This window comes from Diaphorobacter sp. J5-51 (assembly GCF_001023515.1).
Taxonomy (GTDB): Bacteria; Pseudomonadota; Gammaproteobacteria; order Burkholderiales; family Burkholderiaceae_C; genus Diaphorobacter; species Diaphorobacter nitroreducens.
The window spans coordinates 1-25,408 of record NZ_JSYI01000015.1; the positions used below are offsets into that span (position 1 = coordinate 1).

At 68.6% G+C, this 25,408-nt stretch carries 23 protein-coding genes and 1 pseudogene; 11 read left to right on the plus strand and 13 right to left on the minus strand.

Features of this window, described 5'->3' with window-relative positions; translation table 11 throughout:
• Positions 1-38 precede the first annotated feature (38 nt).
• The 3 genes from OX89_RS01615 to recG all read right to left on the minus strand — a co-directional run bounded on the left by OX89_RS01615 (position 39) and on the right by recG (position 3,811).
• Complete coding sequence (locus tag OX89_RS01615; RefSeq protein ID WP_011803840.1) at positions 39-557, minus strand: Dps family protein; 519 nt, start codon at positions 555-557, stop codon at positions 39-41.
• 77 nt (positions 558-634) lie between these two features.
• Complete coding sequence (locus tag OX89_RS01620; RefSeq protein WP_047349323.1) at positions 635-1,600, minus strand: LysR substrate-binding domain-containing protein; 966 nt, start codon at positions 1,598-1,600, stop codon at positions 635-637.
• A gap of 63 nt (positions 1,601-1,663) precedes the next feature.
• A complete protein-coding gene (gene recG / locus OX89_RS01625; protein WP_047349324.1) occupies positions 1,664-3,811 on the minus strand; it encodes an ATP-dependent DNA helicase RecG in 2,148 nt (715 codons plus the stop codon).
• A gap of 58 nt (positions 3,812-3,869) precedes the next feature.
• Here recG and OX89_RS01630 point away from each other — a divergent pair, with 58 nt between their 5' ends.
• The 3 genes from OX89_RS01630 to OX89_RS01640 all read left to right on the plus strand — a co-directional run bounded on the left by OX89_RS01630 (position 3,870) and on the right by OX89_RS01640 (position 7,217).
• On the plus strand, positions 3,870-5,129 hold the full coding sequence (locus OX89_RS01630; protein WP_047349325.1) for an HD-GYP domain-containing protein: 1,260 nt from the start codon (positions 3,870-3,872) through the stop codon (positions 5,127-5,129).
• A gap of 103 nt (positions 5,130-5,232) precedes the next feature.
• A complete protein-coding gene (queA, locus tag OX89_RS01635) occupies positions 5,233-6,333 on the plus strand; it encodes a tRNA preQ1(34) S-adenosylmethionine ribosyltransferase-isomerase QueA (RefSeq protein WP_047349326.1) in 1,101 nt (366 codons plus the stop codon).
• Positions 6,330-7,217, plus strand: a complete 888-nt coding sequence (locus tag OX89_RS01640) for a DMT family transporter (RefSeq protein WP_047349327.1) — start codon at positions 6,330-6,332, stop codon at positions 7,215-7,217. Before queA ends, OX89_RS01640 begins: the two co-directional genes overlap by 4 nt.
• Here the strand turns inward: OX89_RS01640 and OX89_RS01645 are convergent, their stop codons facing one another.
• The 8 genes from OX89_RS01645 to trpE form a co-directional block, all read right to left on the minus strand.
• Complete coding sequence (locus tag OX89_RS01645) at positions 7,218-7,931, minus strand: uracil-DNA glycosylase (protein ID WP_011803835.1); 714 nt, start codon at positions 7,929-7,931, stop codon at positions 7,218-7,220. It lies immediately after the preceding gene.
• A gap of 45 nt (positions 7,932-7,976) precedes the next feature.
• Positions 7,977-10,658: a diguanylate cyclase domain-containing protein gene (locus OX89_RS01650; protein WP_047349328.1), complete on the minus strand. Its 2,682-nt coding sequence runs from the start codon at positions 10,656-10,658 to the stop codon at positions 7,977-7,979.
• Positions 10,659-10,796: 138 nt separating this feature from the next.
• Positions 10,797-11,597 (minus strand): indole-3-glycerol phosphate synthase TrpC, encoded by an 801-nt coding sequence (gene trpC / locus OX89_RS01655; protein ID WP_047349329.1) that lies wholly within the window; start codon positions 11,595-11,597, stop codon positions 10,797-10,799.
• A 70-nt stretch (positions 11,598-11,667) separates the two neighbouring features.
• Positions 11,668-11,841: a hypothetical protein gene (locus OX89_RS18785; RefSeq protein WP_172205614.1), complete on the minus strand. Its 174-nt coding sequence runs from the start codon at positions 11,839-11,841 to the stop codon at positions 11,668-11,670.
• A gap of 10 nt (positions 11,842-11,851) precedes the next feature.
• On the minus strand, positions 11,852-12,886 hold the full coding sequence (trpD, locus tag OX89_RS01660; protein WP_011803832.1) for an anthranilate phosphoribosyltransferase: 1,035 nt from the start codon (positions 12,884-12,886) through the stop codon (positions 11,852-11,854).
• Between the two features lie 98 nt (positions 12,887-12,984).
• Entirely contained in the window at positions 12,985-13,557 is a 573-nt protein-coding gene (locus OX89_RS01665) for an aminodeoxychorismate/anthranilate synthase component II (RefSeq protein WP_012655422.1), read from the minus strand.
• The gene (locus OX89_RS01670) at positions 13,554-13,898 is read right to left on the minus strand and encodes a chorismate mutase (RefSeq protein ID WP_047349330.1); all 345 of its coding nucleotides are present in this window, start codon (positions 13,896-13,898) and stop codon (positions 13,554-13,556) included. The genes OX89_RS01665 and OX89_RS01670 overlap by 4 nt, the downstream gene beginning before the upstream one ends.
• Positions 13,895-15,394 carry an anthranilate synthase component I gene (gene trpE / locus OX89_RS01675; protein WP_041835856.1) on the minus strand — a complete coding sequence of 500 codons (1,500 nt, stop codon included), beginning with the start codon at positions 15,392-15,394 and terminating at the stop codon, positions 13,895-13,897. Before trpE ends, OX89_RS01670 begins: the two co-directional genes overlap by 4 nt.
• A 356-nt stretch (positions 15,395-15,750) precedes the next feature.
• On the opposite strand from trpE, the gene OX89_RS01680 reads away from it, so the two are divergent.
• Together OX89_RS01680 and OX89_RS01685 are read left to right on the plus strand one after the other, a co-directional pair.
• A complete protein-coding gene (locus tag OX89_RS01680) occupies positions 15,751-16,353 on the plus strand; it encodes a chalcone isomerase family protein (RefSeq protein ID WP_011803828.1) in 603 nt (200 codons plus the stop codon).
• Positions 16,354-16,575: 222 nt separating this feature from the next.
• A pseudogene (locus OX89_RS01685) lies at positions 16,576-17,025 on the plus strand (hypothetical protein); the annotation flags it as partial.
• A gap of 259 nt (positions 17,026-17,284) precedes the next feature.
• Here the strand turns inward: OX89_RS01685 and gph are convergent.
• Positions 17,285-18,070: a phosphoglycolate phosphatase gene (gene gph, locus OX89_RS01690; protein ID WP_011803826.1), complete on the minus strand. Its 786-nt coding sequence runs from the start codon at positions 18,068-18,070 to the stop codon at positions 17,285-17,287.
• Between the two features lie 166 nt (positions 18,071-18,236).
• Between gph and OX89_RS01695 the strand changes: the two genes are divergently transcribed.
• Positions 18,237-18,602 (plus strand): hypothetical protein, encoded by a 366-nt coding sequence (locus OX89_RS01695; RefSeq protein ID WP_011803825.1) that lies wholly within the window; start codon positions 18,237-18,239, stop codon positions 18,600-18,602.
• A 40-nt stretch (positions 18,603-18,642) separates the two neighbouring features.
• Here the strand turns inward: OX89_RS01695 and rpe are convergent, their stop codons facing one another.
• Positions 18,643-19,323 carry a ribulose-phosphate 3-epimerase gene (rpe, locus tag OX89_RS01700; protein ID WP_047349332.1) on the minus strand — a complete coding sequence of 227 codons (681 nt, stop codon included), beginning with the start codon at positions 19,321-19,323 and terminating at the stop codon, positions 18,643-18,645.
• Between the two features lie 111 nt (positions 19,324-19,434).
• Between rpe and apaG the strand changes: the two genes are divergently transcribed.
• The 5 genes from apaG (at position 19,435) to thiL (ending at position 25,372) form a co-directional block, all read left to right on the plus strand.
• Positions 19,435-19,842, plus strand: coding sequence for a Co2+/Mg2+ efflux protein ApaG (gene apaG / locus OX89_RS01705; RefSeq protein WP_047349333.1), 408 nt, complete (start codon positions 19,435-19,437; stop codon positions 19,840-19,842).
• Complete coding sequence (locus tag OX89_RS01710) at positions 19,839-21,821, plus strand: site-specific recombinase (protein WP_047349334.1); 1,983 nt, start codon at positions 19,839-19,841, stop codon at positions 21,819-21,821. The genes apaG and OX89_RS01710 overlap by 4 nt, the downstream gene beginning before the upstream one ends.
• Positions 21,822-22,002: 181 nt before the next feature.
• On the plus strand, positions 22,003-23,268 hold the full coding sequence (locus OX89_RS01715) for a cation:proton antiporter (RefSeq protein WP_011803821.1): 1,266 nt from the start codon (positions 22,003-22,005) through the stop codon (positions 23,266-23,268).
• Entirely contained in the window at positions 23,258-24,382 is a 1,125-nt protein-coding gene (locus OX89_RS01720; protein WP_012655413.1) for a YbdK family carboxylate-amine ligase, read from the plus strand. The genes OX89_RS01715 and OX89_RS01720 overlap by 11 nt, the downstream gene beginning before the upstream one ends.
• A gap of 15 nt (positions 24,383-24,397) precedes the next feature.
• Positions 24,398-25,372: a thiamine-phosphate kinase gene (thiL, locus tag OX89_RS01725; protein WP_047349335.1), complete on the plus strand. Its 975-nt coding sequence runs from the start codon at positions 24,398-24,400 to the stop codon at positions 25,370-25,372.
• Positions 25,373-25,408 lie beyond the last annotated feature (36 nt).

Sequence of the window (25,408 nt, forward strand, 5' to 3'; positions counted from 1 at the left end):
CAAGTCGCTTCATTGCGCTTGACTTCGAAGACGGTTACTCAGTCCTCCAGCAGCGAGCGCAGCATCCAGGCCGTTTGCTCGTGCACCGTGAGGCGCTGGGTCAGCAGGTCGGCCGTGGGCTCGTCGCTGGCCTTGTCGGCCAGGGGAAACAGCTCGCGCGCGGTGCGGGCCACGGCCTCATGGCCTTCCACCAGGATGCGGATCATCTCGGTCGCCTTGGGCGGCTGGGCCGGCACGTCGGGCAGGCTGGTGAGCTGGCCGAACTGCGCGTAGGAGCCCGGCGCCACATGGCCCAGCGAGCGGATGCGCTCGGCCACCGGGTCCACGGCGTTCCACAGCTCGGTGTACTGCGCCATGAACATGGTGTGCAGCGTGTTGAACATCGGGCCCGTCACGTTCCAGTGGAAGTTGTGGGTCGTGAGGTACAGCGTGTAGGTGTCGGCCAGCAGGCGCGACAGGCCCTGCGCGATGGCAGCCCGGTCCTTGTCGCTGATGCCGATGTTGATGCGCGGTGCGCCGCTCTTGGTGCTGACGGATTTGCTGCTGGGCTTGGCCATGGTGCGTCCTTTCTGGGTGGTTGGGATGACTCTGCCATGACTGTACCAACTGCCGCGCCGCGCAGCATCGCCCTGCGTCAAGACAAGCGCGTGACGCCGGGCAACTCGCAGGCGTAGACAGCGTTGCGCAGCGCGGCGATGGCCTCGTAGCGCGTGAAGCTGCGCCGCCAGGCCAGCACCACGCGGCGCATGGGCGGCGGGCTGCCGTCGCTCTCCTTGATGGGCAGGTAGCGGATGTGCGTGTCGTCGCTCTTGCGCCGGCGTGCACCCGTGTGCAGCGCATCCCGCGGCACCGACAGGCGTGGCACCAGCGTCACGCCCATGCCGGCAGAGACCATGTGCTTGATGGTCTCCAGCGACGAGCCTTCGAACGTGCGGCGTATGCCCTCGGCGTTGCTGGCGTAGCGCGCGAACTCGGGGCAGACCTCCAGCACATGGTCGCGAAAGCAGTGGCCCACGCCCAGCAGCAGCATGGTCTCGTTCTTCAGTTCCGACGCCGACACGCTCTTGCGCTGGGCCAGCGCATGGCTGGAGGGCACGGCCGCCATGAAGGGCTCGTCGTACAGCGGCGCGATGGCCAGGCCGGTGTCGGGAAAGGGTTCGGCCAGGATGGCGCAGTCGATCTCGCCGGTGCGCAGCATCTCCAGCAGCCGGGCGGTGAAGTTCTCCTGCAGCATCAGCGGCATTTGCGGCGTGCGCGCGATGGCGTGGCGCACCAGCTCGGGCAGCAGGTAGGGGCCGATGGTGTAGATCACGCCCAGCGTGAGGGCGCCGGCCAGCGGGTCTTTGCCGCGCTTGGCGATCTCCTTGATGGCGGCGGCCTGCTCCAGCACGCTTTGCGCCTGGCGCACGATTTCTTCGCCCAGCGGCGTCACGGTCACATCGCCCGCGCTGCGCTCGAACAACTTGACCTCCAGCTCGTCCTCCAGCTTTTTGACGGCCACCGACAGCGTGGGCTGCGACACATAGCAGGCCTCGGCAGCGCGGCCAAAGTGTTTTTCGCGGGCGACCGCAACGATGTATTTGAGTTCTGTAAGAGTCATGGCGAATCCTGCCGGCAAATGTCATGCCATTGTGCTACGGCGTAATGTGTTGGCGCTATGCACTCACGCCTTCAAATAGTCGTTTTTTGCACCGAGCCAACGCTGAATATGCCGCTCGGCCAGGTCCGGGTGACGGTCGAGCATTTGCGGCGCGGTCTCGCGCGCCCAGTCCAGCAGCAGCGTGTCGGTGGCCAGGTCGGCAAAGCGCAAGAGCGCGTCGCCCGACTGGCGCGCGCCCAGAAATTCGCCCGGCCCGCGGATGTCCAGGTCGCGCCGCGCGATCTCGAAGCCGTCGGTAGTCTCGGCCATGGCCCGCAGGCGGCCTTGCGCGGTCTCGCCCAGCCGGCCCGATTCGCCCGTCGAGTACAGCAGCACGCAGGCCGACGCGGCCGCGCCGCGCCCCACGCGCCCGCGCAGCTGGTGCAGCTGGCTCAGGCCAAAGCGCTCGGCATGCTCGATGACCATCAGGCTGGCGTTGGGCACGTCCACGCCCACCTCGATCACGGTGGTGGACACCAGCACGCCCATCTGCCCGCCTTTGAACAAGTCCATCACCGCCTTTTTCTCGGCGGCGGGCATGCGCGAGTGCAGCAGGCCCACCATCACGCCTTGCAATGCCTCGCTCAGCTCGGCATGTGTGGCGGTGGCATTGGACAGGTCCAGCGCCTCGCTCTCCTCAATCAGCGGGCACACCCAGTACACCTGCCGGCCCGCCGCCACCTGCGCGCCGATGCGCTCGACCACCTCATCCTTGCGGCTGTCCGCGATCAGCTTGGTGACGATGGGCGTGCGCCCGGGCGGCAGCTCGTCGATGGTGGACACGTCCAGATCGGCGTAGTAACTCATGGCCAGCGTGCGCGGGATGGGCGTGGCACTCATCATCAGCAGGTGCGGCTCCAGGCCGTGGTGCTCCAGCTTCTTGCGCAGCGCCAGGCGCTGTGCCACGCCGAAGCGGTGCTGCTCGTCGATCACCGCCAGCGCCAGGTTCTTGAAACGCACGTGCTCCTGGATGACGGCGTGCGTGCCCACAACCAGCGCGGCCTCGCCGCTTTCGATGCGCGCGAGCATCTCGGCACGCTCCTTCTTCTTCTGCCCGCCCACCAGCCACGCCACCTGGCGCCCGCGCGCGGCCAGCAGCGGCTGCAGCCAGCCGATGAGCTTGGCGAAGTGCTGCTCGGCCAGGATCTCGGTGGGCGCCATGAGCGCGCACTGCCAGCCCGCGTCCATGCACACCGTGGCGGCCAGCGCGGCCACCACGGTCTTGCCCGAGCCCACATCACCCTGCAGCAAACGGTGCATGGGCACCGGCCGGGCCAGATCGCGCGCGATCTCCTCACCCACGCGGCGCTGCGCGGCCGTCAGGCTGAAGGGCAGCACGCCCAGCAATTGCTCGTGCAGCGGCGTGCCCCCTGCCTGCGTCTGCGGGCGCAGCGCCGGGGCACGCAGGCGGGCGCGCTCGCGCTTGGCGGTGAGCTGCGACAGCTGCTGCGCCAGCAGTTCCTCGGCCTTCAGGCGCTGCCACGCCGGGTGGCTGTGGTCCTGCAGCGTGGCCAGCGCCACATCGGGCGTGGGGTGATGCAAAAACAGAAGCGCCTCGCGCAGGCTCCATGGGCGCTGGAGGCCGTTTTGGTCATCAATCCGCACCCCCGAGGGAACCGCGGGGGGTTCGAGCCCCGGCGGCAGCGTCTCGGGCAATTCCACGCGCGTGAGGGCGCTCGCCACGGCGCGGCGCAGGTACGCCTGAGGCAGCTGCGCCACGGTGGGATAGACGGGTGTCAGCGCCGCGGGCAAGTCCCCTTCGGCCTTGCGGAACGCCGGGTGCAGCATCTGGCGGCCCCAGAAACCGCCCTTGATTTCGCCGCGCACGCGCAGGCGCGCGCCCACGGCCATGGTCTTCTGGTGCGAAGGGTAGAAGCTGAAGAAGCGCAGCTCGCAGCTGCCGGTGCCGTCCTCCACGGTCACCACCAGTTGCCGGCGCGGGCGCATCTGCACCTCGCTGGCGGTCACCGTGGCCTCGATCTGCACCGTGTCTCCATCGCGTGCGCTGCGGATCGGCGTGATGCGTGTCTCGTCCTCGTAGCGCAGGGGCAGGTGCAGGGCCAGGTCAATGTCGCGCACCAGCCCCAGCTTGACGAGGGCCTGCTGTGCGGGGCTGGGGGCGGGCTTCGCGGAGGACGAGGCGGACGTGGAGGAACGTGTGGGTCTGGGCACGGCAAAAAGGCTACCATGCCCGCAGTTACCGCACGTTACCGTCTCGTCGTCTCCCGCCATGCTCAAGCGTATCGAAGTCAAGCATCTCACCCTGGGCATGTACCTGCATGAGTTCTGCGGCTCCTGGATGGAGCACCCCTTCTGGCGCTCGCGCTTTCTGCTGCAGGATCCGCAAGACCTGGCGCGCATCCGCGCCACGGAGATCCACGAGGTCTGGATCGACACATCCAAGGGCCTGGACATCGCGCCCGGCACGGCCAGCGTGTCCCGCGCCGAAGCCGACGCGCAACTGGACAGCGACTTCCAGCAACTGGAGGACCTGCCTGCCCAGCCCGCGCCGGCCCCGGCCGTGACGCCCCAGCCGGCAGGCATGGACCAGGAGCTGCGCCGCGCGGCGGCCATCTGCTCGCAGGCCAAGCAGGCCGTGGTCACAATGTTCGGCCAGGCACGCCTGGGCCGCGCCATCGATACCGCCGTGGCGCAGGAGATGGTCGACGAGATCACCGACTCGGTCACGCGCAACCCCGGTGCGCTCATCAGCCTGGCGCGGCTCAAGACGGCCGACGAGTACACCTATATGCACTCGGTCGCCGTGTCCGCGCTGATGGTGGCGCTGGCCCGGCAGATCGGCATGGACGATGGCGCCACGCGCATGGCCGGGCTGGCCGGGCTGCTGCACGACATCGGCAAGGCGGCCGTGCCGCTGGAAGTGCTCAACAAGCCCGGCAAGCTGACCGACGACGAGTTCACCGTGGTGCGCAGCCACCCCGTGGCCGGCTACGCCCTGCTGCAGGGCACCGACCTGCCCGGGCCCGTGCTGGACGCGTGCCTGCACCACCACGAGAAGATGGACGGCACGGGCTACCCCCACCGCCTCGTGGGCGAGCAGATCAGCACGCTGGCGCGCATGGCCGCCATCTGCGACGTGTACGACGCCATCACGTCGGACCGGCCCTACAAGCGCGGCTGGGACCCCTCGGAGTCGCTGCGCCGCATGGCGGAATGGACCCGCGACCACTTTGACAGCCGGCTGTTCCAGGCCTTCGTCAAGAGCATCGGCATCTACCCCGTGGGCTCGCTGGTGCGCCTCGCCTCGGGCCGCCTGGGTGTGGTGACCGAGCAGTCGCCGGGCAAGCTGATCGCGCCGCGCGTGAGGGTCTTCTACTCCACCCGATCCGATCTGCGCATCCCCCCCGAGGTGGTGGACCTGTCCGAGCCCGACTGCCGCGACAAGATCATCGCGCGCGAGGACCCGGCGCGCTGGCAGTTCCCCGACCTCGCGCAACTCTGGTCCGACCTGCCCGATCCTCGCTGGTAGCGCCCGAGGTGCACCAACGCGCTGCACGGCGGCGGCATCTTTGCGAGAATCGCGGGCTTGTCTTTCTGCCTTGGAACGGGCCCGTCCGGCCCTCAAGCCCCGCATGTCCTCTGCCTCCACCGCACCCCGCACCTTCACCCTGGGCGACTTCGACTTCGAGCTGCCCGAACTGCTCATCGCCCAGCACCCGGCCCCCCAGCGCAGCGGCTCGCGCCTGCTGGACGGGCGCACCGCCCCGCCCACCGACCGCATCTTCCGCGAACTGCCCGACCTGCTGCAACCGGGCGACCTGCTGGTGTTCAACGACACACGCGTGGTCAAGGCCCGCGTGTTCGGCGAGAAAGCCAGCGGCGGCAAGCTGGAGCTGCTGATCGAGCGCGTGCTCACGGGCAACGAGGTCGTGGCCCACATGAAGGTCAGCAAAAAGCCGCTGCCCGGCGCCACGCTCCACCTGGCCGGCGGCGCGGCCGCGGGCGGGTTCGACGCCACGCTGCTCGGCCGCTACCCGGATGCGGACGGCCCGCTGTTTCGCCTGGCCCTGCGCGGCCCTGCGGGCGAGAGCCCCTGGGAGCTCATGGAGCGCCACGGCCACTTGCCGCTGCCGCCCTACATCGAGCGCCAGCAGGCCAGCGGCAACGACCCCCATGCCGGCGAGGACAGCGAGCGCTACCAGACCGTGTTCGCGCGCGCGCCCGGCGCGGTGGCCGCACCCACGGCCGCGCTGCACTTCGACGATGCCGTACTGGCCCGCCTGGCCGAGCGCGGCATCGAGCGCGCCAGCGTCACGCTGCACGTGGGCGCGGGCACCTTCCAGCCCGTGAAGACCGAGAACTTGGCCGAGCACCGCATGCACAGCGAGTGGTACGAGGTGCCGCTGGCCACGCTGGCGGCGCTGGAGCGCTGCCGCCAGCGCGGCGGCCGCGTGGTGGCCGTGGGCACGACCACGGTGCGCACGCTGGAATCCTGGGCCGCGAGCGGCCAGGCCGCGGGCGACACCAGCATCTTCATTACGCCGGGCTTTCCATTCCAGGTGGTCGACCTGCTGCTCACCAACTTCCACCTGCCCAAGAGCACGCTGATGATGCTGGTGAGCGCCTTTGCGGGCTACGAGCACATCATGCAGCTGTACCGCCACGCGGTCGCGCAGCGCTACCGCTTCTTCAGCTACGGCGACTGCATGCTGCTGGAGCGCCCCCGCGCATGAGCGCCGCGCCGGCCGGGCACAGCCCCCGCACCGCCCTGGCCGGCATCGCGCTCACGGTGGGCGCCTGCGCCTCGTTCGCGCTGCTGGACACCGCCACCAAGCTGGTGAGCGCCACCACGCCGCTGCTGCTGGCGCTGTGGCTGCGCTATGTGTTCCAGTCGCTGGTCACCAGCGCCTATGTGCTGCCACGCAGCGGCTGGAGCCCGCCGCGTACGGACCATCCGCGCTATCAACTGTTGCGTGCGGTGCTGTTCACGGCCACCAGCCTGTTCGGCATCTTCAGCATCCGCGCCATGCCGCTGGCGGAGTTCACCGCCATCGTGGCCGCCACGCCGCTGTGCGTGACGCTCGTGGCCGCGTTGTGGCTGCGCCAGCCGGTCAGCCCACTGCGCTGGCTGCTGGTGGCCACAGGGCTGGCCAGCGTGCTGCTGATCCTGCGCCCGGGCGGCCAGTCCTTCAGCGGGGTATTGGTGCTGCCGCTGGGCATGCTGGCCTGCGGCACGGGGTACCAGATCTTGAGCAGCCGCATGGCCGGGCAGGAGGCCCCCACGACCACGCAGTTCTACACCAGCTGGATTGCCGCCGGGCTGATGACGCTGGCGGCGCCCTTCGTGTGGACCGCCATCACCAGCGCCTGGGTATGGCTGGGGCTGGTGGTCATGGGACTGTCGAGCGCGCTGGGCCATCTGTTGCTGCTGCGGGCCTACGCCTGCGCAGCGCCCGCCACGATCGCGCCGTTCCTCTACACCCAGATCGCGTTTGCCATGCTGGCCGGCTGGGCGGTGTACGGCCACATGCCGGACCGCTGGTCGCTGCTGGGCATCTGCCTGATCGCCGCCAGCGGCGCCGCGAGCGCGTGGCTGACGGTGCGCGAGCGGCGCTGATCAGTAACCGTACTGCTGGCGGAACGCCCGCGCCTGGCCGAAGTGGCCGTTGCCGATGAACGGCACGGGCGGGCGCAGCGCCGACAACGGCGAGGGATGGTTGGAGGTAAGCACCAGGTGCCCCCGGTCCTGCGGGATGAAGGCGCGCTTGGACTGCGCATGGCTGCCCCAGAGCATGAACACCACGGGGCGCGGCCCTTCGGCCACCTCGCGGATGACGGCATCGGTCAACTGCTCCCAGCCCTTGCCCGCGTGGCTCGCGGCCTGGCCCTCTTCCACCGTGAGGCAGGTGTTGAGCAGCAGCACACCGTTCTGTGCCCACTTCACCAGGCTGCCGCCCGGGTTGGGAAACGGTGGGAAGGGTACGCCCATGTCGCGCTGCATTTCCTTGAAGATGTTCTGCAGCGAGGGCGGCAGGCGCACGCCCGGCGCTACCGAGAACGCCAGCCCCTCGGCCTGGCCACGGCCGTGGTACGGGTCCTGCCCCAGGATGACCACGCGCGTGTCCTCGGGGGCGGTGAGCTGCAGCGCCCGCAGCGGCTGCGGCGGGAAGATGGCGGCGCCGGCCTCCAGCCGCGCCTGCAGGAAGGCCAGCAACTGCCGGCCGCGCGCGCTGGCAAAGAACGTGTCGACCAGCGGCTGCCAGCCCGGCGCGACAGGCCAGTCGGCAGGGTCGGCACTTTGCAGTTGCGTGGCGGCGGGAGTATTTAGCATCAAATCATGCTCCAAGGCTTATCCATTCTGCGCTACAAGCTATATTTACGATAGCGAATCCATTCCGTCATGCACCCGGTTGCGGCCTGCCGCCTTGGCGCGGTACAGGTTCGCATCCGCGCGCGCCAGCAACTGTTCGGGGGTGTCTTCGGCGCTGGGCACCACACAGGCCACCCCGGCACTCACCGTGACCACGGGCGCCACCGGCGAGCCGCGGTGTTCCATCTGCCGCGCATGCACGGCCCGGCAGAGCGCCTGCGCCTTGGCGCGCGCGCCGTCCAGGTCGCACTCGGGCAACAGGCAGACGAATTCTTCGCCGCCGTAGCGGGCCACGAGGTCGTGCGACCGCCCCAGGCCGCCGCGCAGCGCGGCGGCCACGGCGCGCAGGCAATCGTCGCCCTGCTGGTGGCCATACAGGTCGTTGAACTGCTTGAAATGGTCGATGTCCACCATCACCACGGCCAGGGGCTGGCCGCTGCGCCGGCAGCGCCGCCATTCGGCCTTGAGGGTGCGGTCCAACTGGCGGCGGTTGGCCAGGCCCGTCAGCCCGTCCATGAAGGCCAGCTTGCGCAGCAGTTCATGTTGCGCGCGCTGCTCGGTCACGTCCACGAACGTGGCCATGCAATGGTCTCCAAACGCGAGCCCGCCGATGGTCATCGTATGCAGCCTGCCGTCACGGTCGGTGACGCGGTATTCCCTGTCCGCGATCTCGCCCCCCTGCGCGCCTGCCTGCGCCAGGTCTGCGTTCCACGCGGCGATGACCTGTTCGCGGTAGTGCGGATCGGGATAGGCGCGCGGCCACCACTGCCCCAGCGTGGGCACCTCGGCCTCGGTGTAGCCGAACAGGTCCTGGAAGCGCCGGTTGCGAAAATAGATCACGCCCGCGGCATTGATCATGCACAGCCCGATGGGCATCTCCTGCATCAGATGCGTGAGCAGGCGCTCGGTCTCCTGCTGCTGCAGCGCCTGCTGCTTGGCCAGCGTCACGTCGTGGATATAGCCATGCCACAGCACGGCGCCCGAGGCCGTGCGCGCGGGCCGTGCCTGGCCGCTGACCCAGCGCTCGCGCTCCCCGGGCACGAGCACGCGGTACTCGGTGCGCCACAGCTCCAGGGTCTGCGCGGATGCCAGCAGGCTTTCGCGCAACGCCTGCAGGTCGTCGGGGTGGATGCGCGCGAAGACCTGCTCCGCATCCACGCACAGGGCCTGCGGGGGAAGCCCGTAGATGTCCTGCACCCCGGGGCTGGCGTACGGGAAGTGGCTGCGCCCGTCGGGCTCGCGCTGGTATTGGTACAGCGCGCCGGGCACGTTCTCGGCCAGGCGGTCCAGCGTCTCCTGGTGCTGCCGCTGCGCGGTCACGTCCGTGTGGGTGCCGATGAGCCGGGTGGGTCGGCCGCTGGCGTCGCGCGCGGCCACCTGGCCGCGGTCCTGCACCCATTTGTAGCTGCCGTCCTTGCAGCGCAGGCGGTGCACGTTCTCATACACCGGCGTTTCACCCGCCAGGTGCCGCGCCACGTCGGCCTGCACGCGCGCCAGGTCGTCGGGATGCACGCGGCTTTCCCATTCCTGCAGGCTGTCGCCGATGTCGCCTTCCGCGTAGCCGAGCATGGTCTTCCATACCGGCGAGAAATACACCGTGCCCGAGGCCACGTCCCAGTCCCACACGCCCTGCTGGGTGGCGTGCAGCACCGCCTGCCAGCGGGCCTGCAAGGCGGCTTCCTGGGCAGCCAGCGCCTGCTCGCGGCGCCACAGCTGGCGGCGCCGGCGCTGCATGAAGCCCAGGCCCAGCCCAATGGCAACCCCCGTCAGCAGCCATGCCACACCCAGCGTCCAGGCGCGCGCGCGCCAGGCGGCGAACACCTGGCTCCAGTCCCGCGCGACGGCCGCAACCAACGGCTTGTCCATGTGCAGGTGCGCCGGAAAGATGGTGCGCAGCGCCACCAGCCGCTCGGCCGGGTCCGGCTCCATCGCGCCGACGAAGAGGCTTTCCATCCGCCCGCTGTCCAGGTGCGCCTGAAAGAGCGTGCCGGGCTGCGCCAGCGTGGCGCCCAGCAGCCCCGCCCGTTCGGGCACGCGCAGGAAGCGCACGCCGTCGCCGTGCACCAGGGTGCTCTCCACGTCGGGGGCGTAGCGCACGGAATCCAGCAAGGTCTTGAACTCCTCGGGGTCCAGCGTCGCCGCGACCACGCCGCCGGGCAGCCCATCTTCCGCCACCACCGGGCGCGACAACGTGATGGCCCAGATACCCAACACCGTGCGCATGGGCGCACTGACGATCAGCGAGGGCTGCTCGCGGCTTGCCAGTCGCCGCGCCGACTGGAAGTAATCGCGGTAGGCAAAGTTCTCCCCGAGCAGTTCGGCGCGGCTGGAGGCGACCACCGTACCCTCGGCATCCAGCACGGTCAGCGTGCGCACGCCGGTCATGGCGTCGCTGAAGGCCCGCAGCCGCTCGTTGAATGGCAAGGCGCCTTCAGGGCGCGCGCGCCACTGCGCCAGGTTCGCGACAATATCCCCCAGCGCCTGGTTCACGGCATGCAGTTGGCGCTCCAGGTTCTCATGGACGATATGCACCTGGTGCGCGACCTGCTGGCGCTCGCGTTCCTCGGTGTCGCGCCGCTCCAGGATCAGCACGACCGCGATCAGCGCCCCCAGCGCCAGCCACAGGCCCGCCAGCAACCACCACTCCCTGCGAAAACGCTCGGCCTGCGTATCCGGTCTCTCGCGCAAGGCAACTCCTCCATGCGGGCACGATAAGAATGGCCGGGTAACCGCCTCAGGCAAGGCTCATCGACGCGGCCCGATGACTTTCATGGGCGCAGTATGCCGCCACCGCCCCAACCCCGGGGGACGCCCGGCCTGCGGCCGTCAGGCGAACAGCTGGGCCAGCGCCCGCCCCGGGTCGGGCGCGCGCATGAAGGCCTCGCCCACCAGGAACGCATTCACGCCGGCATCGCGCAGCGTGTGCACATCCACCGGCGCAAGGATGCCGGACTCGGCCACCAGCAGGCGGTCGGCAGGCACTTCCTTCTTCAGGTCCAGCGTGGTCTGCAGGCTGACCTCGAAGGTGCGCAGGTTGCGGTTGTTGATGCCCACGAGCGGCGTCTGCAGGCGCAGCGCGCGCTCCAGCTCGGCACCGTCGTGCACCTCCACCAGCACGGCCATGTCCAGGCTGCGGGCGATCTGCTCCATCTCGACCATCAGGCCATCCTCGAGGCAGGCGGCGATCAGCAGCACGCAGTCGGCTCCAAAAGCGCGCGACTCGTAGATCTGGTACGGATCGACCATGAAATCCTTGCGCAGCACCGGCAGCGGGCAGCTGGCGCGTGCCTGCTTCAGGTAATCGGGCTGGCCCTGGAAGAACTGGCGGTCGGTCAGCACCGACAGGCAGGCCGCGCTGACCTTGCCGTCGCCCTCGGCGTAGCTTTGCGCGATGTCGGCCGGGATGAAATCCTCGCGGATCACGCCCTTGCTGGGGCTGGCCTTCTTGATTTCGGCGATCACGCCGGCCTGGCCCTGGTCGATCTTGGCGCGCAGCGCGCCCACGAAGTCGCGCGTGAGCACGCGGCTCTCGGCGTCGCGGCGCATGTCGGTGAAGGACACGCGCTTTTGCGCGGCGGCCACTTCCTCGACCTTCACGTCGCAGATTTTCTTCAGGATGTCGGACATGCTTGCTTCCTTGCTCCCCGCAGGGAGCGTCAATGGTGACGGCGCGCACTGGCGCCAGCGCCCGTCCCGCTCATTCGCGCGGAGGTACCGGGCCCTTGTGGCCTTGCGTGGGCGGTGCCGGGCCGCGCACCACCTTCATGATGATGCGGTGCATCACGATGCCCACGACGATGAACAGCAGCGACACGCCCAGCACGATCCACGTCGCGGGGTCGTTCCAGATGGGAGCGTCCAGCAGGCTCATCGCCGTGCGCTCAGGCCGCGAGCTTCTGGGTGTAGGCGACCAGCTGCTGCAGCTTGGCCAGGGCCGCGCCGCTGGCCAGGGCCTGCTGGGCGCGGCGCAGGCCGTCTTCCAGCGAGTCGGCCACGTTGGCAGCATACAAGGCGGCACCGGCATTCAGGCAGACGATGTCGCGCGCCGGGCCTTCGTCGCCCTGCAGCACGCCCATCAGCATGGCCTTGGATTCGGTCGGGTTCTCCACGCGCAGCGCCCGCGTGCCCGCCATGCGCAGGCCGAAGTCCTCGGGGTGGATCTCGTACTCGCGCACCGCGCCGTCTTTCAATTCACCCACCAGCGTGCCCGCGCCCAGGCTGATTTCGTCCAGCCCGTCACGGCCGTAGACCACCAGCGCGTGCTCGGCGCCCAGGCGTTGCAGCGCACGCACCTGGATGCCCACCAGGTCTTCGTGGAACACGCCCATGAGGATGTTGGGCGCACCTGCCGGGTTGGTCAGCGGCCCCAGGATGTTGAAGATGGTGCGCACGCCCAGCTCCTTGCGCACCGGCGCCACGTTCTTCATGGCGGGGTGGTGGTTGGGCGCGAACATGAAGCCGATGCCCACGTCGCCAATGCACTGCGCGATCTGCGCAGGCTGCAGGTTGATGTGCACGCCCAGCGCCTCCATGGCGTCGGCGCTGCCGCTCTTGCTGCTGACGCTGCGCCCGCCATGCTTGCTGACCTTGGCGCCCGCGGCGGCGATCACGAAGGTGGCGCAGGTGGAGATATTGAAGGTGTTGGCGCCGTCGCCGCCCGTGCCCACGATGTCCACGAGGTGCTTGGTGTCGTGCACCTGCACCTTGTGGGAAAACTCGCGCATCACCTGCGCGGCGGCGGTGATCTCGCCGATGGTTTCCTTCTTCACGCGCAGGCCGGTGGTGATGGCCGCGGTCATGACGGGCGAGAGTTCGCCGCTCATGATCATGCGCATGAGGTGCAGCATCTCGTCGTGGAAGATCTCGCGGTGCTCGATGGTGCGCTGCAGCGCTTCCTGGGGGGTGATGGGGGTCATGGAAGTACCTCTATTTTTGATAGCTGCTTGCGCTTGCTGTATATGCATTTCAAGCATTTTTCGCAGTGAATTCGTTGACAGGCAAGCGCTGGCAGCTATTATTTTTGATCCAGGAAGTTCTTGAGCATCGCGTGGCCGTGCTCGGTGAGGATGCTCTCGGGGTGGAACTGCACGCCCTCGATGGCCAGCTCGCGGTGGCGGATTCCCATGATCTCGCCGTCGTCCGTCCAGGCCGTCACCTCCAGCACTTCAGGGCAGCTCGCGCGCTCGATGGACAGCGAGTGGTAGCGGTTCACCGTGAACTGCTTGGGCAGGCCGGCGAACACGCCCGTCTGCGTGGTGGTGATGACGCTGGTCTTGCCATGCATGAGTTGCTGCGCCCGGATGATCTTGCCGCCGAAGGCCGCGCCAATGCTCTGGTGGCCCAGACACACGCCCAAGATGGGGAGCTTGCCCGCGAAGTGCTGGATCGCCGCCACCGAGATACCCGCCTCGGCCGGCGAGCAGGGCCCGGGCGAGATCACCAGCCGGTCGGGCGCACGCGCGGCAATGCCCTCCAGCGTGATCTCGTCGTTGCGAAACACCTCGACTTCGGCGCCCAGCTCGCCGAAGTACTGCACGATGTTGTAGGTGAAGCTGTCGTAGTTGTCGACCATCAGCACGCGCGTCATGGCGTCACCTCCTGGCCCTTGCGGCCCTCTGCGCACAGGCGCGCGAATTCACGGTGTTCGTAGGCGATGTAGGCCTCCATCATGCTGCGGTAGATGGCCTCGATCACGTCGGGCTCGCCGCCCTCGGCCGCCGCACGCGCGCGCACGCGCTGCACGATGGCCTCGATGCGCGCTTCGTCGCGCACCTGGTCTTCCCGCGGCTTGTTGATGGCAGCCTGGGTCATGTAGCCGCCGCGCTCCACGAGCAGCGGCACCAGGATGTCGTCCAGCGCGTCGATGCGCGCGCGCACCTCGGCCATGCTGGCGCAGGGCTGGGTCTTGTCGATTGCACGGGTGGTCATTCCAGCCCCTCCTCCACCAATTCGGCCGCACGCAGCAGGGCGCGCGCCTTGTGTTCCGTTTCCTTCCATTCGAGCTCGGGCACCGAGTCGGCCACCACGCCGGCCGCCGCCTGCACGTAGAGCGTGCCGTCCTTGACGATGCCGGTGCGGATGGCGATGGCCACATCCATGTCGCCCGCATAGCTCAGGTAGCCGCAGGCGCCTCCGTAAAGGCCCCGCTTGCTGGGCTCCAACTGGTCGATCAGTTCCATGGCGTGCACCTTGGGCGCGCCGGTGAGCGTGCCGGCCGGGAAGGTGGCCTTGAGCACGTCCATGCTGGTCATGCCGTCGTTGAGGATGCCCTCCACGTTGCTCACGATGTGCATCACGTGGCTGTAGCGCTCGACCGCGAAGGCCTCGGTCACCTTCACGGTGCCGGTCTTGGCGATGCGGCCGATGTCGTTGCGCGCCAGGTCGATCAGCATCACGTGCTCGGCGCGTTCCTTGGGGTCGTTCACCAGCTCCACTTCGGTGGCCTTGTCGGCCTCTGGCGTGGCGCCGCGCGGGCGCGTGCCGGCCAGCGGGCGGATGGTGACCTTCTGCCCCTCGGGCGTGCTCTCCTGGCGCACCAGGATCTCGGGGCTGGAGCCCACCACCTGGAAATCGCCGAAGTTGTAGTAGTACATGTACGGCGACGGGTTCAGCGAGCGCAGCGCGCGGTACAGCGACAGCGGCGATTCGGTGTAGCGCTTGTGGATGCGCTGGCCCACCTGCACCTGCATGAAGTCGCCCGCGGCGATGAGCTCCTTGGCGCGCTCCACGGCTGCCAAGTAGTCGGCCTTGGCAAAGCTGCGCTGTGCGGTGTGGCTCTCGGTGGGCCGCACCACGGGCGCGCTCACGGAATACTTGAGCTGGTCCTTCAGCTCCCGCAGGCGCTTCTTGCCCTTGGCATAGGCCTCGGGCTGGGCCGGGTCGGCGTAGACGATGAGATACAGCTTGCCCGAGAGGTTGTCGATGACCGCCAGTTCCTCACACTGCAGCAGCAGGATGTCGGGGCAGCCCAGCGTGTCGGGCGGGCAGGTGGCCTCTAGCTTCTTCTCGATGTAGCGCACCGCGTCGTAGCCGAAGTAGCCCGCCAGCCCGCCACAAAAGCGTGGCAGCCCCGGGCGCAGCGCCACCTTGAAGCGCTCTTGGTAGGCGGCAATGAAGTCCAGCGGGTTGCCCGGGTGCGTCTCCACCACTTGGCCGTCGGTCACCACCTCGGTGCGCGCCGCATCGCCGAAGCCGCTGGACCGCAGCAAGGTGCGCGCAGGCAGGCCGATGAAGCTGTAGCGCCCGAAGCGCTCGCCGCCGACGACCGACTCCAGCAGGAAGCTGTGCTTGCCGTCGCCTTTGCCATGGGCCAGCTTGAGGTACAGGGAGAGAGGGGTTTCCAAGTCCGCAAAGGCTTCCGCCATCAGCGGGATGCGGTTGTAGCCTTCGCTGGCCAGGCTTTTGAATTCCAGTTCAGTGATCACAAGAAGATTCCCAGCTCGTGCGGCGCGGTCGCTGGCTGCGCCAGTGCGCCGCAGGATCATTCAGAGGAGTCGGCCCCGTGCAGGACAGCACGTGTGGGGCCACGGGCGCACGCTGGGGAGGCGCCCAGGTGCAGTCAGGGGTTCAACGACGCAGGCTTGCGCCAGGGCCAGGCTCCCCGGTCGCTGCAACCTGTGATGAACGTGTGGTGAATGAACATGGACCCGCAGTGTAGCAAAGCACTTTGTCACCTGCGCGGTGGATGCTGCAGCGCATCCACGCGAAAACCCTATTGCCGACCGCCCCTCGATGGCGCAACATTTAGAAACGAACGAGCGTTCTTTTTTGGAGTTGCGCAATGCCCTTCACCCGTCGTCGCACCCTGCAGTGGGGTGCTCTGGCCCTTCCCCTGTGCCTGGCGCTTCCGGCTCCCGCATCGACGGAGCCGACGACCGCAGCCGGCGTCAAGTTCGAGCCCACCCTCGACCTGGGCGGCAGCAAGCTGCAACTCAATGGCGCCGGTGTGCGCTACAAGGCCGTGTTCAAGGTGTATGCCGCAGGCCTGTACCTGGAGAAGAAGGCGTCCACGCCTGCCGAGGTCTACGCGCTGCGCGGCCCCAAGCGCATCAGCGTGACCATGCTGCGCGACATCGACTCCACCGAACTCGGCAAGCTGTTTTCGCGCGGTATGGAAGACAACATGGACAAGGCCGCCTTTTCCAAGCTCATCCCGGGCGTGCTGCGCATGAGCCAGATCTTTTCGGAGCACAAGAAGCTCATGGCGGGCGAACAGTTCGTCGTGGACTGGCTGCCCGGCACGGGCACGCAGGTGACGGTGAAGGGCGTCCCGCAGGGCGAACCGTTCAAGGAGCCCGAATTCTTCAACGCATTGCTGGGTATCTGGCTCGGCAGCCAGCCGGCCGACTGGAAGCTCAAGGACGCCCTGCTGGGCAAGGAATAAAGCCCATCGACCCACGCAGTGACGATGCGCAGAGAAAGCATGCCATTGCCCCTTTGATGGCGTTTTCAGCCATCTCCCCTTGGCGATACACTTTATTGCAATTGCGCAGCAAGGGGCCTCTATGCATCTCAGCAACCTCAAGGTCGGCACGCGCCTGGCCTTGTCCTTCGGCTTGGTTCTGCTCATCACCGTGGTCATCGCGGCGGTAGGCATATGGCGTTTGAGGTGGTCACCGCCATTCGCCGCGTGACCGACATCATGGGAGAGATCAGCGCCGCCAGCAGCGAACAAAGCGCGGGCGTGGCCCAGGTGGGCGAGGCCATCACCCAGATGGACCAGGCCACGCAGCAGAACGCCGCGCTGGTCGAGGAGATGGCCGCCGCCGCCAGCAGCCTCAGCGGCCAGGCCCGCGAGCTCGTCGAGGCCGTCGCCGTGTTCAAGCTGGCGCAGAAGGCCTCCGCCCTGCCGCGCATGGCGCCCGTGCATGCCACGGCTGCGCCGGCTCCCGTACCCGCCACCTCCGCGACACCCGCCGCCCCTGCCCGGCCCGCCACGCCGCCGGCGCCCGCCCGGGCGCCTGCGGCCGCCTTGGCACGTCCGGCAGCAGCGCGCCCTCAACCCGCGCAGGCGGCCCGCACGGCTGCCGATAACGACGAATGGGAGAGCTTCTGAGGACCCGGGCGCCCCGCGCGGCGCCTATGGCGCGCATGCGGCCGGAGGAATTCAGCTAGGGCCTGTTCACACTATTTTTGCCAGATGCGTTGCGATCAAAAAGGGCCAGGCGCAAGGCGCCAAACGAAGCTGGGGTGCTACCCCAGCGAGGCTTGGCAACGCCGCGAATGGCCCTTTTTGATCGCAACCCGGAGGGAACGGAGTGAAAACCGCGCCATTCGTCGTTGCCCTCCTAGCCAAGGCCCCGGCCTTGGCGTCGTCACGCGCCTAGATTGGCGCGGTTTTCACGCCATTCGCACTGGCAAAAATAGTGTGAACAGGCCCTAGCGATCAGCTCGGTGAGCGCATCCACGTAGCCGTCCGCGTCCACGCCGCGCACGGGCTGGCCGTGGTTGTAGCCGTACGTCACCAGCACCACGGGGCAGCCCGCCGCACGCGCGGCCTGGGCATCGTTGCTGGAGTCGCCGATCATCAGCGTGCGCGCCGGCGAGGTTCCCACCGCCTCGCAGGCCTTGAGCAGTGGCAGCGGGTCGGGCTTCTTGCGCGCGAACGCATCGCCGCCGAACACGTGGGTGAAGAAGCCGTCCAGCCCTTTGGCGCGCAGCAGAGGCCGGGCGAAGTCGGTGGGCTTGTTGGTCAGGCACACCAGCGGCCGACCGGTGCGGTGCAGCGCCGCAAGCCCTTCGGCCACGCCGGCGTACAGCGCCGCATACTGGCCGTTGATGGCCAGGTAATGGTGCTGGTAGCGCTCCCACGCCTGGGGATACAAGGCCTCGGCCTTTGCTTCCAATTGCATAGCTGTCAGCGCTTGCTGGTCGGGCGCTAGAACGTGTTTTAACACTGAACGCAGGAGATGCTCCGACCCCTTGCCGACCATGCGCTCGATCGCCCCCGGCGCGATGGCGGGCAGCTGCAGGTCGCGCAGCATGCGATTGAGCGCCTCGGCAAAATCGCCCAACGTATCCACCATGGTGCCGTCGAGGTCCACGATCGCGGCGTCGGTGCGCGCGAGCAGCGCGGCGAGGTCTTGTTGCACCCGTTCCATCCCTTGTCCTTGTCAGTCATGCATTGAGCGCGGGCAGTGTATGCGCTGTCCGACCCGTCCGACACACCACGGCGCCGCATGCGGACAGACGCCTTCCGGGTGGCGCCCTACGCTGGACAGCCATTGTTGGAACCGTCAAAACCATCGCCCTTCAGGAGGTCATCCCATGGCATTGCATCGATTCACCGCCCTGCTTCCCGCCGCATTGTTGCTGTGCGCCGGCGCGGCGCAGGCTGCCAACGAAGTGCGCAGCCAGTACAGCAGCGACCGTGCCGCCTGCGCGTCCGTGCCCGCGGAAAGCCGCGCCGCCTGCGTACGCGAGGCAGGGGCGGCCGCCCAGGCCGCGCGCACGGGCCAGCTGTCCAGCAGCGACACCAGCATCTATGAGCGCAACGCGCTGGCCCGCTGCGAGGCCTTCAAGACTCCACAGGACCGGTCCGATTGCGAGGCGCGCGTGCGCAGCAGCGCCACGGTGTCGGGCTCGGTGGAAGGCGGTGGCGTGCTGCGCGAAGCCACCACGCCGGTGCAATAGGCTTTTTCAGCGGATTGCGATCAAGCCGCGCGGCGGCGCCTCACGCCAGTTCGGCGCGCATGGCGTCGATCACCGCCTTGTAGTCGCTCTTGCCGAAGATGGCGCTGCCTGCAACGAACGTGTCCGCGCCCGCATCCGCCACCCGGCGGATGTTGTCGGCCTTGATGCCACCGTCCACCTCCAGGCGGATGTCCTTGCCCGAGGCCTCGATGCGCTTGCGGGCCGCTTCGATCTTGCGCAGCGTGCTCTCGATGAAGCTCTGTCCGCCAAAGCCGGGGTTCACGCTCATCAACAGGATCAGGTCGATGTCCTCGATCACCCAGTCCAGCACGTCAAGCGGCATGGCGGGGTTGAAGGTCAGGCCCGCCTTGCAGCCCTGCGCGCGGATATTCTGAATGCTGCGGTGCACGTGCGCCGAGGCATCGGGGTGGAAGCTGATGAGGTCCGCCCCCGCCTTGGCAAACGCCGTGGCCAGTTCGTCCACGGGCTGCACCATCAAGTGCACGTCGATCGGGACGGCGTGCCCTGCGGGCGTCACGGCATGGGGCTTGAGGGCTTGGCACACCATGGGGCCGAAGGTGAGGTTGGGCACATAGTGGTTGTCCATCACGTCAAAGTGGATCCAGTCGGCGCCGGCGGCGATGACGTTGCGCACTTCCTCACCCAGGCGGGCAAAGTCGGCGGACAGGATAGAAGGGGCGATGCGGTAGGTGCGGCTCATGGCCGCGATTGTCGCAGTTGACGCCGCCGCGGCGCGACGGTCGCATGCCGGGCACAGCCGGAGCGGGGCCTTGTGCGGCACGGGACTCACCATCGCCGCTACCATTGCACGATGCCGAAATACCAGTTCCAGGTGGAGGTGCAACCGCAGTACCTTCCCGACCAGTCCGCGCCCGACGAAGGCGTATACAGCTTTGCCTACACCATCACGATCACCAACACGGGCGACGTGACCGCGCAGCTGATTTCACGCCACTGGATCATCTCCGATGCCAATGGCCACACCGAGCAGGTCAAGGGCCTGGGCGTGGTGGGCCAACAACCGCTGCTCAAGCCCGGCGAGGCATTTCAGTACACCAGCGGCTGCCGCCTGCGCACCGCCAGCGGCAGCATGCACGGCAGCTATTTCTGCGTGGCCGAGGATGGTGAGCCGTTCACCTGTCCGATCGAGCTGTTCGTGCTGGAGGCCTTCTCGCCCGGCCAACCGGGCCAGCCCATGGCGGCAAGGGTGCTGCATTGAGCCGCAGCGGCCCTGACCTGGCGCAGCTGCTCGCCGGGATCGACCCGACCGCACCGCTGGCACAGCGGCACCTGCAACTCATCGCCGTGCTGGATTGGGTGCGCGGCGACGGCCAGTCCACGGAGGGCGCCGCAGGCCGCGTGGCTCTGCTGGTCGACGCGGCGGAACGCTCGCCCGACATCCAGGTGCGGCTGCAGGCCTGGTGGGCAGCGCTCACGCAGCAGGTGGACATCACCACGCTGCTGGCGGACTTCGGCTTTGCCCAGCGCACCTCCATGGCCAGCGAGCTGGCCGAGCGCGTGCGCTACAAACTGCTGCCCTCCAGCCCCGAAACGCTGGATGCGTCGGAGTTGTTCATGCTGGCGCTGCCTGGCGATTTCGACGCGCGCTGGCTGGCGTCGCTGGACGAAACCCTGCTGGGCCGCCTGCTGGCCGTGCTGGTGCCCGCCTGCGAGCAGGGCGGCGCCAGCCATTGGCAGCGCGCGCTGCTGGACGCCATCACCTACTGCGCCGGGCAGATCCTGTCCACCGGCTTTGCGCCCGAGCTGCGTCTGCGCATGAGCGAGGAGGCGCGCGAGGCCCAGCCCTTTCATGCGCTGATCCGCGACGTGGAGAGCCTGCGCGTGGAGGTGGAGCACCCGCTGCGCACCGGCGACCGCCTACAGGAAGCCGTGCAGCGCCTGCGCGAGCGCCTGGACGCCTGCCGCGCCGCCACCAACACGGTGTATGCGCACTTCGAGGACAACGGCATCTCCGTGGGCCTGGTGTTTCGCCTGCGCCAGCTGCGCGAGCGCATCCTGCGCGTGCGCGAGCTGCTGGAATGCCTGCTGTCGCCCCGCCCCGCCGTGGCGGCGGCCAAGTTCCTTGCGCGCCTGGTGACCGTGGGGCGCGAGCGGCGCAGCCTGCGTGCGCTGGTGGCGTCCAACTCGTCCATGCTGGCGGCCAAGGTCGCCGAGCGCAGCGCCGAGACGGGCGAGCACTACATCACCCGCACGGCGGGCGAATACCTGGCCATGGTGCGCAAGGCGGCGGGTGGCGGGCTGGTGATGGCCTTCACCACGCTGGCCAAGTTCGGGCTGTACGCGCTGGCGCTGTCCGCGTTCTGGGGCGGCTTCATGGCGGGCGTGAACTACGCCGTCAGCTTCGTGCTGATCCAGCTGCTGCACTTCACGGTGGCCACCAAGCAGCCCGCCATGACGGCACCCGCCATGGCCGCCAAGCTCAAGGACCTGGACGAGGCGCAGGGGCTGGAATCCTTCGTGGACGAGGTCGCGCATCTCGTGCGCTCGCAGGTGGCCGCCGTGCTGGGCAACGTGCTGTTGGTGTTCCCCGGGGCGCTGGCCCTGGCGCTGCTCATCGCGCAGATGCTCGGGCAGCCGGCCATCGGCACGGCCCAGGCGGAACACGTGCTGCAGTCGCTGCACCTGCTGGGCCCCTCGCTGCTGTTCGCGGCCTTCACCGGCGTGCTGCTGTTCGCGTCCAGCATTTTCGCGGGCTGGGTGGAGAACTGGTTCGTATTGCGCCGGCTGGACTCGGCCATCCAGTACAACCCGCGCATCACGCACATGCTGGGTGCTGCACGCGCCGCCCGCTGGGCGCGCTTCCTGCGGGGCAACATCTCGGGCTTTGCGGCCAACATTTCGCTCGGCTTCATGCTGGGGCTGACGCCGGCCTTTGCCGCGTTCTTCGGGCTGGGCCTGGATGTGCGCCACGTTACGCTGTCCACCGGGCAGATCGGCGTGGCCAGCGCCACATTGGGCATGGACGTGCTGCACCAGCCGGCTTTCTGGTGGGCCGTGGCCATGGTGCCCTTCAACGGTGCGCTCAACGTCCTCGTCAGCTTCTACCTGGCGTTCCGCCTGGCATTGCGTGCGCACAACGTGGGCAGCGTGGACCGCGCGCGCATCTACCGCGCGCTGCTGGCGCGCTGGCGCAGCGCGCCGCTGGGCTTTTTCCTGCCCCCGCGCCGCACCGTCTGATAAGGTGCGCCCACCACAGGCTGCGCGCCGTCCTACAGAAGCAACGCGACCGCTGCAGATACATTCAGTTAATAGCCTGGGAACGTAGTCACGTTCCACGCAGCCGCAGCGCGCACCCTTGGGGCAGGCTGCGCCCGGGCATCCAGCGGGCCTGCCCGCACGAGACAGAGGATCTACAACAATGAATGAGCTGATGAGCTTTTGGGCGCAGTGGCTGCGCCCATCGGCGGGGTTGCCCACGGTGCAGTGGTCGCTGCTGCTGGCCGTGGCCTCCATCACGGGCTATCTGGTGCAACGCTACAGCGGCCTGCCCAAGGTCGTGGGTTACACGCTCGTGGGCACCATCGTGGGCCTGCTGGGCTTTGGCGGCGCCGTGTGGCCGCTGCAGGGCATTGGCCTGTTCCTGGTGGAGCTGGGCGTGGCCGTGGTGCTGTTCGAGGCGGGCGGTCGCATTCCGCTGCGCTGGTTCCGCCATAACCCCATGGTGCTGGTGCAGAGCATCGCGGAGTCCGCCTTCACCTATTTCGCGGTGTACTGGACGATGCTGTGGTTCGACGTACCCGAGCGCGCCGCCGGCCCGCTGGCCCTGGTCGCGATGGCGGCATCACCGGCGGTTCTGACGCGCGTGGTGTCCGACACGCGCGCCGCCGGCCCCGTGACCGACCGTGCCGTGGTGCTCGCAACGCTGTCGTCCCTGTATGCGCTGGCGCTGGGCAGCGCGCAGGCCGAGCTCATCAACCGCCCCGGCGTGGGCTTGGTGGGCACGCTGTATCCCGCGCTGGTGGTGCTGGGCGTTTCTGTGGCCGTGGGTGCGCTGCTGTCACTCATCCTGCGCCTGGCGTTGCGCGTGATGAGCCCGACGAGCGAGAACACCTCCATGCTGCTGATGGCCCTGATCGCCGCCAGCACCGCCGTCACCGCGCACATGGGCGGCTCGGCCCCGCTGGCCGCGCTGCTGGGCGGCATGCTGCTCAAGCAGCTGCACCCGCGCCCCTGGGCCTGGCCGCGGCAGATGGGCACCGCCTCTTCGCTGCTGACGATGCTGATGTTTGTGCTCGTCTCCACCGTCGCCGCGCAGGCCGACTGGAGCGGCCCGGTGGTCGGCGCCGTGCTGGCGCTGATCTTCGTGCGCCTGCTGGCCAAGGCGCTGGGCGTGGGCGTGGGCAACGTGGGCAGTGGCGCCAGCTGGCGCCAGGCCCTGTGGCTGAGCTGCGCCATGGCGCCGATGTCGGCCATCGCATTGCTGGTGGCCTCGCAGTTCGTGGTGGCCTCGGCCTCCACGGGCCACCTGATCGCGCGCATCGCCCTGCCGGCCATCCTGGTGATGGAAGTGCTGGGCGCAGTGATCGCCACCGTGGCCATCTACCGCGCGGGCGAAAGCTCCAAGCCCTGGGCGCCCCTGAGCAGCCGCGGCAGCAACACCGGAGACACCCAACGTGAGTCTTGAAGCCTTCCACCATTCCGAGCCCCTGACGCTGGGCGTCGAGCTGGAACTGCAGCTCGTGAGCACCAACGACTACGACCTCGCGCCCTACGCCGAAGACATGCTGCGCCTCATGAAGAAGGTGCCGCTGCCCGGCAGCGTGGTGCCCGAGATGACCAACAGCATGATCGAGATCTCCACCGGCGTGTGCCACAGCAGCTCCGAGGTGCTGGGCCAACTCACGCAGATCCGCGACGCGCTGGTCAAGAGCGCGGACAAGCTCAACATCGCCGTGGTCGGCGGCGGCACGCACCCCTTCCAGCAATGGCACGAGCGGCGCATCTACGACAAGCCGCGCTTTCAGGAGCTGTCGCAGCTGTACGGCTACCTGTCCAAGCAGTTCACCATCTTCGGGCAGCACGTGCACATCGGCTGCCCCGACGCCGACTCCGCCCTGCTCATGCTGCACCGCATGAGCCGCTACATCCCGCACTTCATCGCGCTGTCGGCCTCCAGCCCGTACGTGCAGGCGCAGGACACGCAGTTCGACTCCGCGCGCCTCAACTCGGTGTTCGCGTTCCCGCTGTCGGGCCGCGCGCCCTGCGTACTCACCTGGAGCGAGTTCGAGCAGTACTTCAACAAAATGACGCGCACCGGCGTGGTCAAGAGCATGAAGGACTTTTACTGGGACATCCGCCCCAAGCCCGAGTACGGCACCATCGAGATCCGCGTGTTCGACACGCCGCTCACCATCGAGCGCGCCGCGGCGCTGGCCGGCTACGTGCAGTCGCTGGCCGCGTGGTTCCTGGCCGAGCAGCCCTTCACCCCCACCGAGGACGACTACCTCGTCTACACCTACAACCGCTTCCAGGCCTGCCGCTTCGGACTGGACGCGGTGTACGTGGACCCTGCCAGCGGCGACCACATGCCGCTGCGCGACCACATCCTGCAGACGCTGGACCACGTGGCGCGCTACGCCGGCACGCATGGCGCATCGGGCGCGCTGCACATGCTGCGCGGTGAGACCGCGCTGGGCCAGAACGACGCCCGCTGGCTGCGCGAGCGCCAGCGCGAAGAGCAGTTGCTGGCCGAGGTCAGCCGCCAGGCCGCGCTGCGCTTTCGCGGGCACGACATCTGAACGCGGCAGCCGCCCATGGGTGAGTTCGACCTGATTGCGCGCTACTTCACGCGCCCGGTGCGCCGTGCGACGCTGGGCGTGGGCGACGACTGCGCGCTGCTGTCGGTCACGCCCGGCATGCAGCTGGCCGTGTCCAGCGACATGCTGGTCGAGGGCCGCCATTTCTTTGCCGACGTGGACCCCGCACACCTGGGCCACAAGGCGCTGGCGGTGAACCTGTCGGACCTGGCCGCCTGCGGCGCCAGGCCGCTGGCCTTCACGCTGGCGCTGGCGTTGCCGCGCGTGGATGCGCCCTGGCTGCAGGCGTTTGCGGACGGCCTGCTGCGGCTGGCCGACGCGCACCAGTGCGAGCTGGTCGGTGGCGACACCACGCAGGGGCCGCTGAACCTCTGCGTCACCGTGTTTGGCGAAGTGCCCACGGGCCAGGCCCTGCTGCGCAGCGGTGCGCGGGTGGGCGACGACATCTACGTGAGCGGCACGCCCGGCGAGGCGCGCCTGGCGCTGGATGCGCTGCGCGGCCGCCTGGCGCTGCCGCCCACCGCCCTGCAGCAGCTGCGCCCACGGCTGGAGCAGCCCACACCGCGCGTGGCGTTGGGACTGGCGCTGCGCGGCGTGGCCAGCAGCGCCATCGACGTGAGCGATGGCCTGCTGGGCGACCTGGGTCACATCCTGAAGGCCTCGGGCGTGGGCGCCTGCGTGGACGCCACCGTCGCTACCAATTTACTAGCTGCTAGCGCCCAGCAGGCGGGCGCTACAGCCGGTTTTGGCGCACAAACGCTGATGCAATGCGCGCTGGCCGGCGGCGACGACTACGAACTGGTCTTCACCGCCCCTCCCGCACAGCAGGCCGCCGTGCAGGCCGCCGCGCAGGCCAGCGGTACGCGCGCCACGCGCATCGGCCGCGTCGAGCCCGCGCCCGGCCTGCGTGTGGTGGACGGCCAGGGGCAGCCCGTGGCGCAACACTTCGCCTCGTTCGACCACTTCGCCTGACCGCTCCCGCTACCGGGCCGGCGCCGCTGGTAGCAT

Excerpts from the sequence above, each read along its gene's own strand:
- OX89_RS01615 (WP_011803840.1), bottom strand. The coding sequence starts at position 557 with ATGGCCAAGCCCAGCAGCAAATCCGTCAGCACCAAGAGCGGCGCACCG.
- OX89_RS01620 (WP_047349323.1), bottom strand. The coding sequence starts at position 1,600 with ATGACTCTTACAGAACTCAAATACATCGTTGCGGTCGCCCGCGAAAAA.
- OX89_RS01630 (WP_047349325.1), top strand. The coding sequence starts at position 3,870 with ATGCTCAAGCGTATCGAAGTCAAGCATCTCACCCTGGGCATGTACCTG.
- queA (WP_047349326.1), top strand. The coding sequence starts at position 5,233 with ATGTCCTCTGCCTCCACCGCACCCCGCACCTTCACCCTGGGCGACTTC.
- OX89_RS01640 (WP_047349327.1), top strand. The coding sequence starts at position 6,330 with ATGAGCGCCGCGCCGGCCGGGCACAGCCCCCGCACCGCCCTGGCCGGC.
- OX89_RS01645 (WP_011803835.1), bottom strand. The coding sequence starts at position 7,931 with ATGCTAAATACTCCCGCCGCCACGCAACTGCAAAGTGCCGACCCTGCC.
- trpC (WP_047349329.1), bottom strand. The coding sequence starts at position 11,597 with ATGTCCGACATCCTGAAGAAAATCTGCGACGTGAAGGTCGAGGAAGTG.
- OX89_RS18785 (WP_172205614.1), bottom strand. The coding sequence starts at position 11,841 with ATGAGCCTGCTGGACGCTCCCATCTGGAACGACCCCGCGACGTGGATC.
- trpD (WP_011803832.1), bottom strand. The coding sequence starts at position 12,886 with ATGACCCCCATCACCCCCCAGGAAGCGCTGCAGCGCACCATCGAGCAC.
- OX89_RS01665 (WP_012655422.1), bottom strand. The coding sequence starts at position 13,557 with ATGACGCGCGTGCTGATGGTCGACAACTACGACAGCTTCACCTACAAC.
- OX89_RS01670 (WP_047349330.1), bottom strand. The coding sequence starts at position 13,898 with ATGACCACCCGTGCAATCGACAAGACCCAGCCCTGCGCCAGCATGGCC.
- OX89_RS01680 (WP_011803828.1), top strand. The coding sequence starts at position 15,751 with ATGCCCTTCACCCGTCGTCGCACCCTGCAGTGGGGTGCTCTGGCCCTT.
- gph (WP_011803826.1), bottom strand. The coding sequence starts at position 18,070 with ATGGAACGGGTGCAACAAGACCTCGCCGCGCTGCTCGCGCGCACCGAC.
- OX89_RS01695 (WP_011803825.1), top strand. The coding sequence starts at position 18,237 with ATGGCATTGCATCGATTCACCGCCCTGCTTCCCGCCGCATTGTTGCTG.
- rpe (WP_047349332.1), bottom strand. The coding sequence starts at position 19,323 with ATGAGCCGCACCTACCGCATCGCCCCTTCTATCCTGTCCGCCGACTTT.
- apaG (WP_047349333.1), top strand. The coding sequence starts at position 19,435 with ATGCCGAAATACCAGTTCCAGGTGGAGGTGCAACCGCAGTACCTTCCC.
- OX89_RS01715 (WP_011803821.1), top strand. The coding sequence starts at position 22,003 with ATGAATGAGCTGATGAGCTTTTGGGCGCAGTGGCTGCGCCCATCGGCG.
- thiL (WP_047349335.1), top strand. The coding sequence starts at position 24,398 with ATGGGTGAGTTCGACCTGATTGCGCGCTACTTCACGCGCCCGGTGCGC.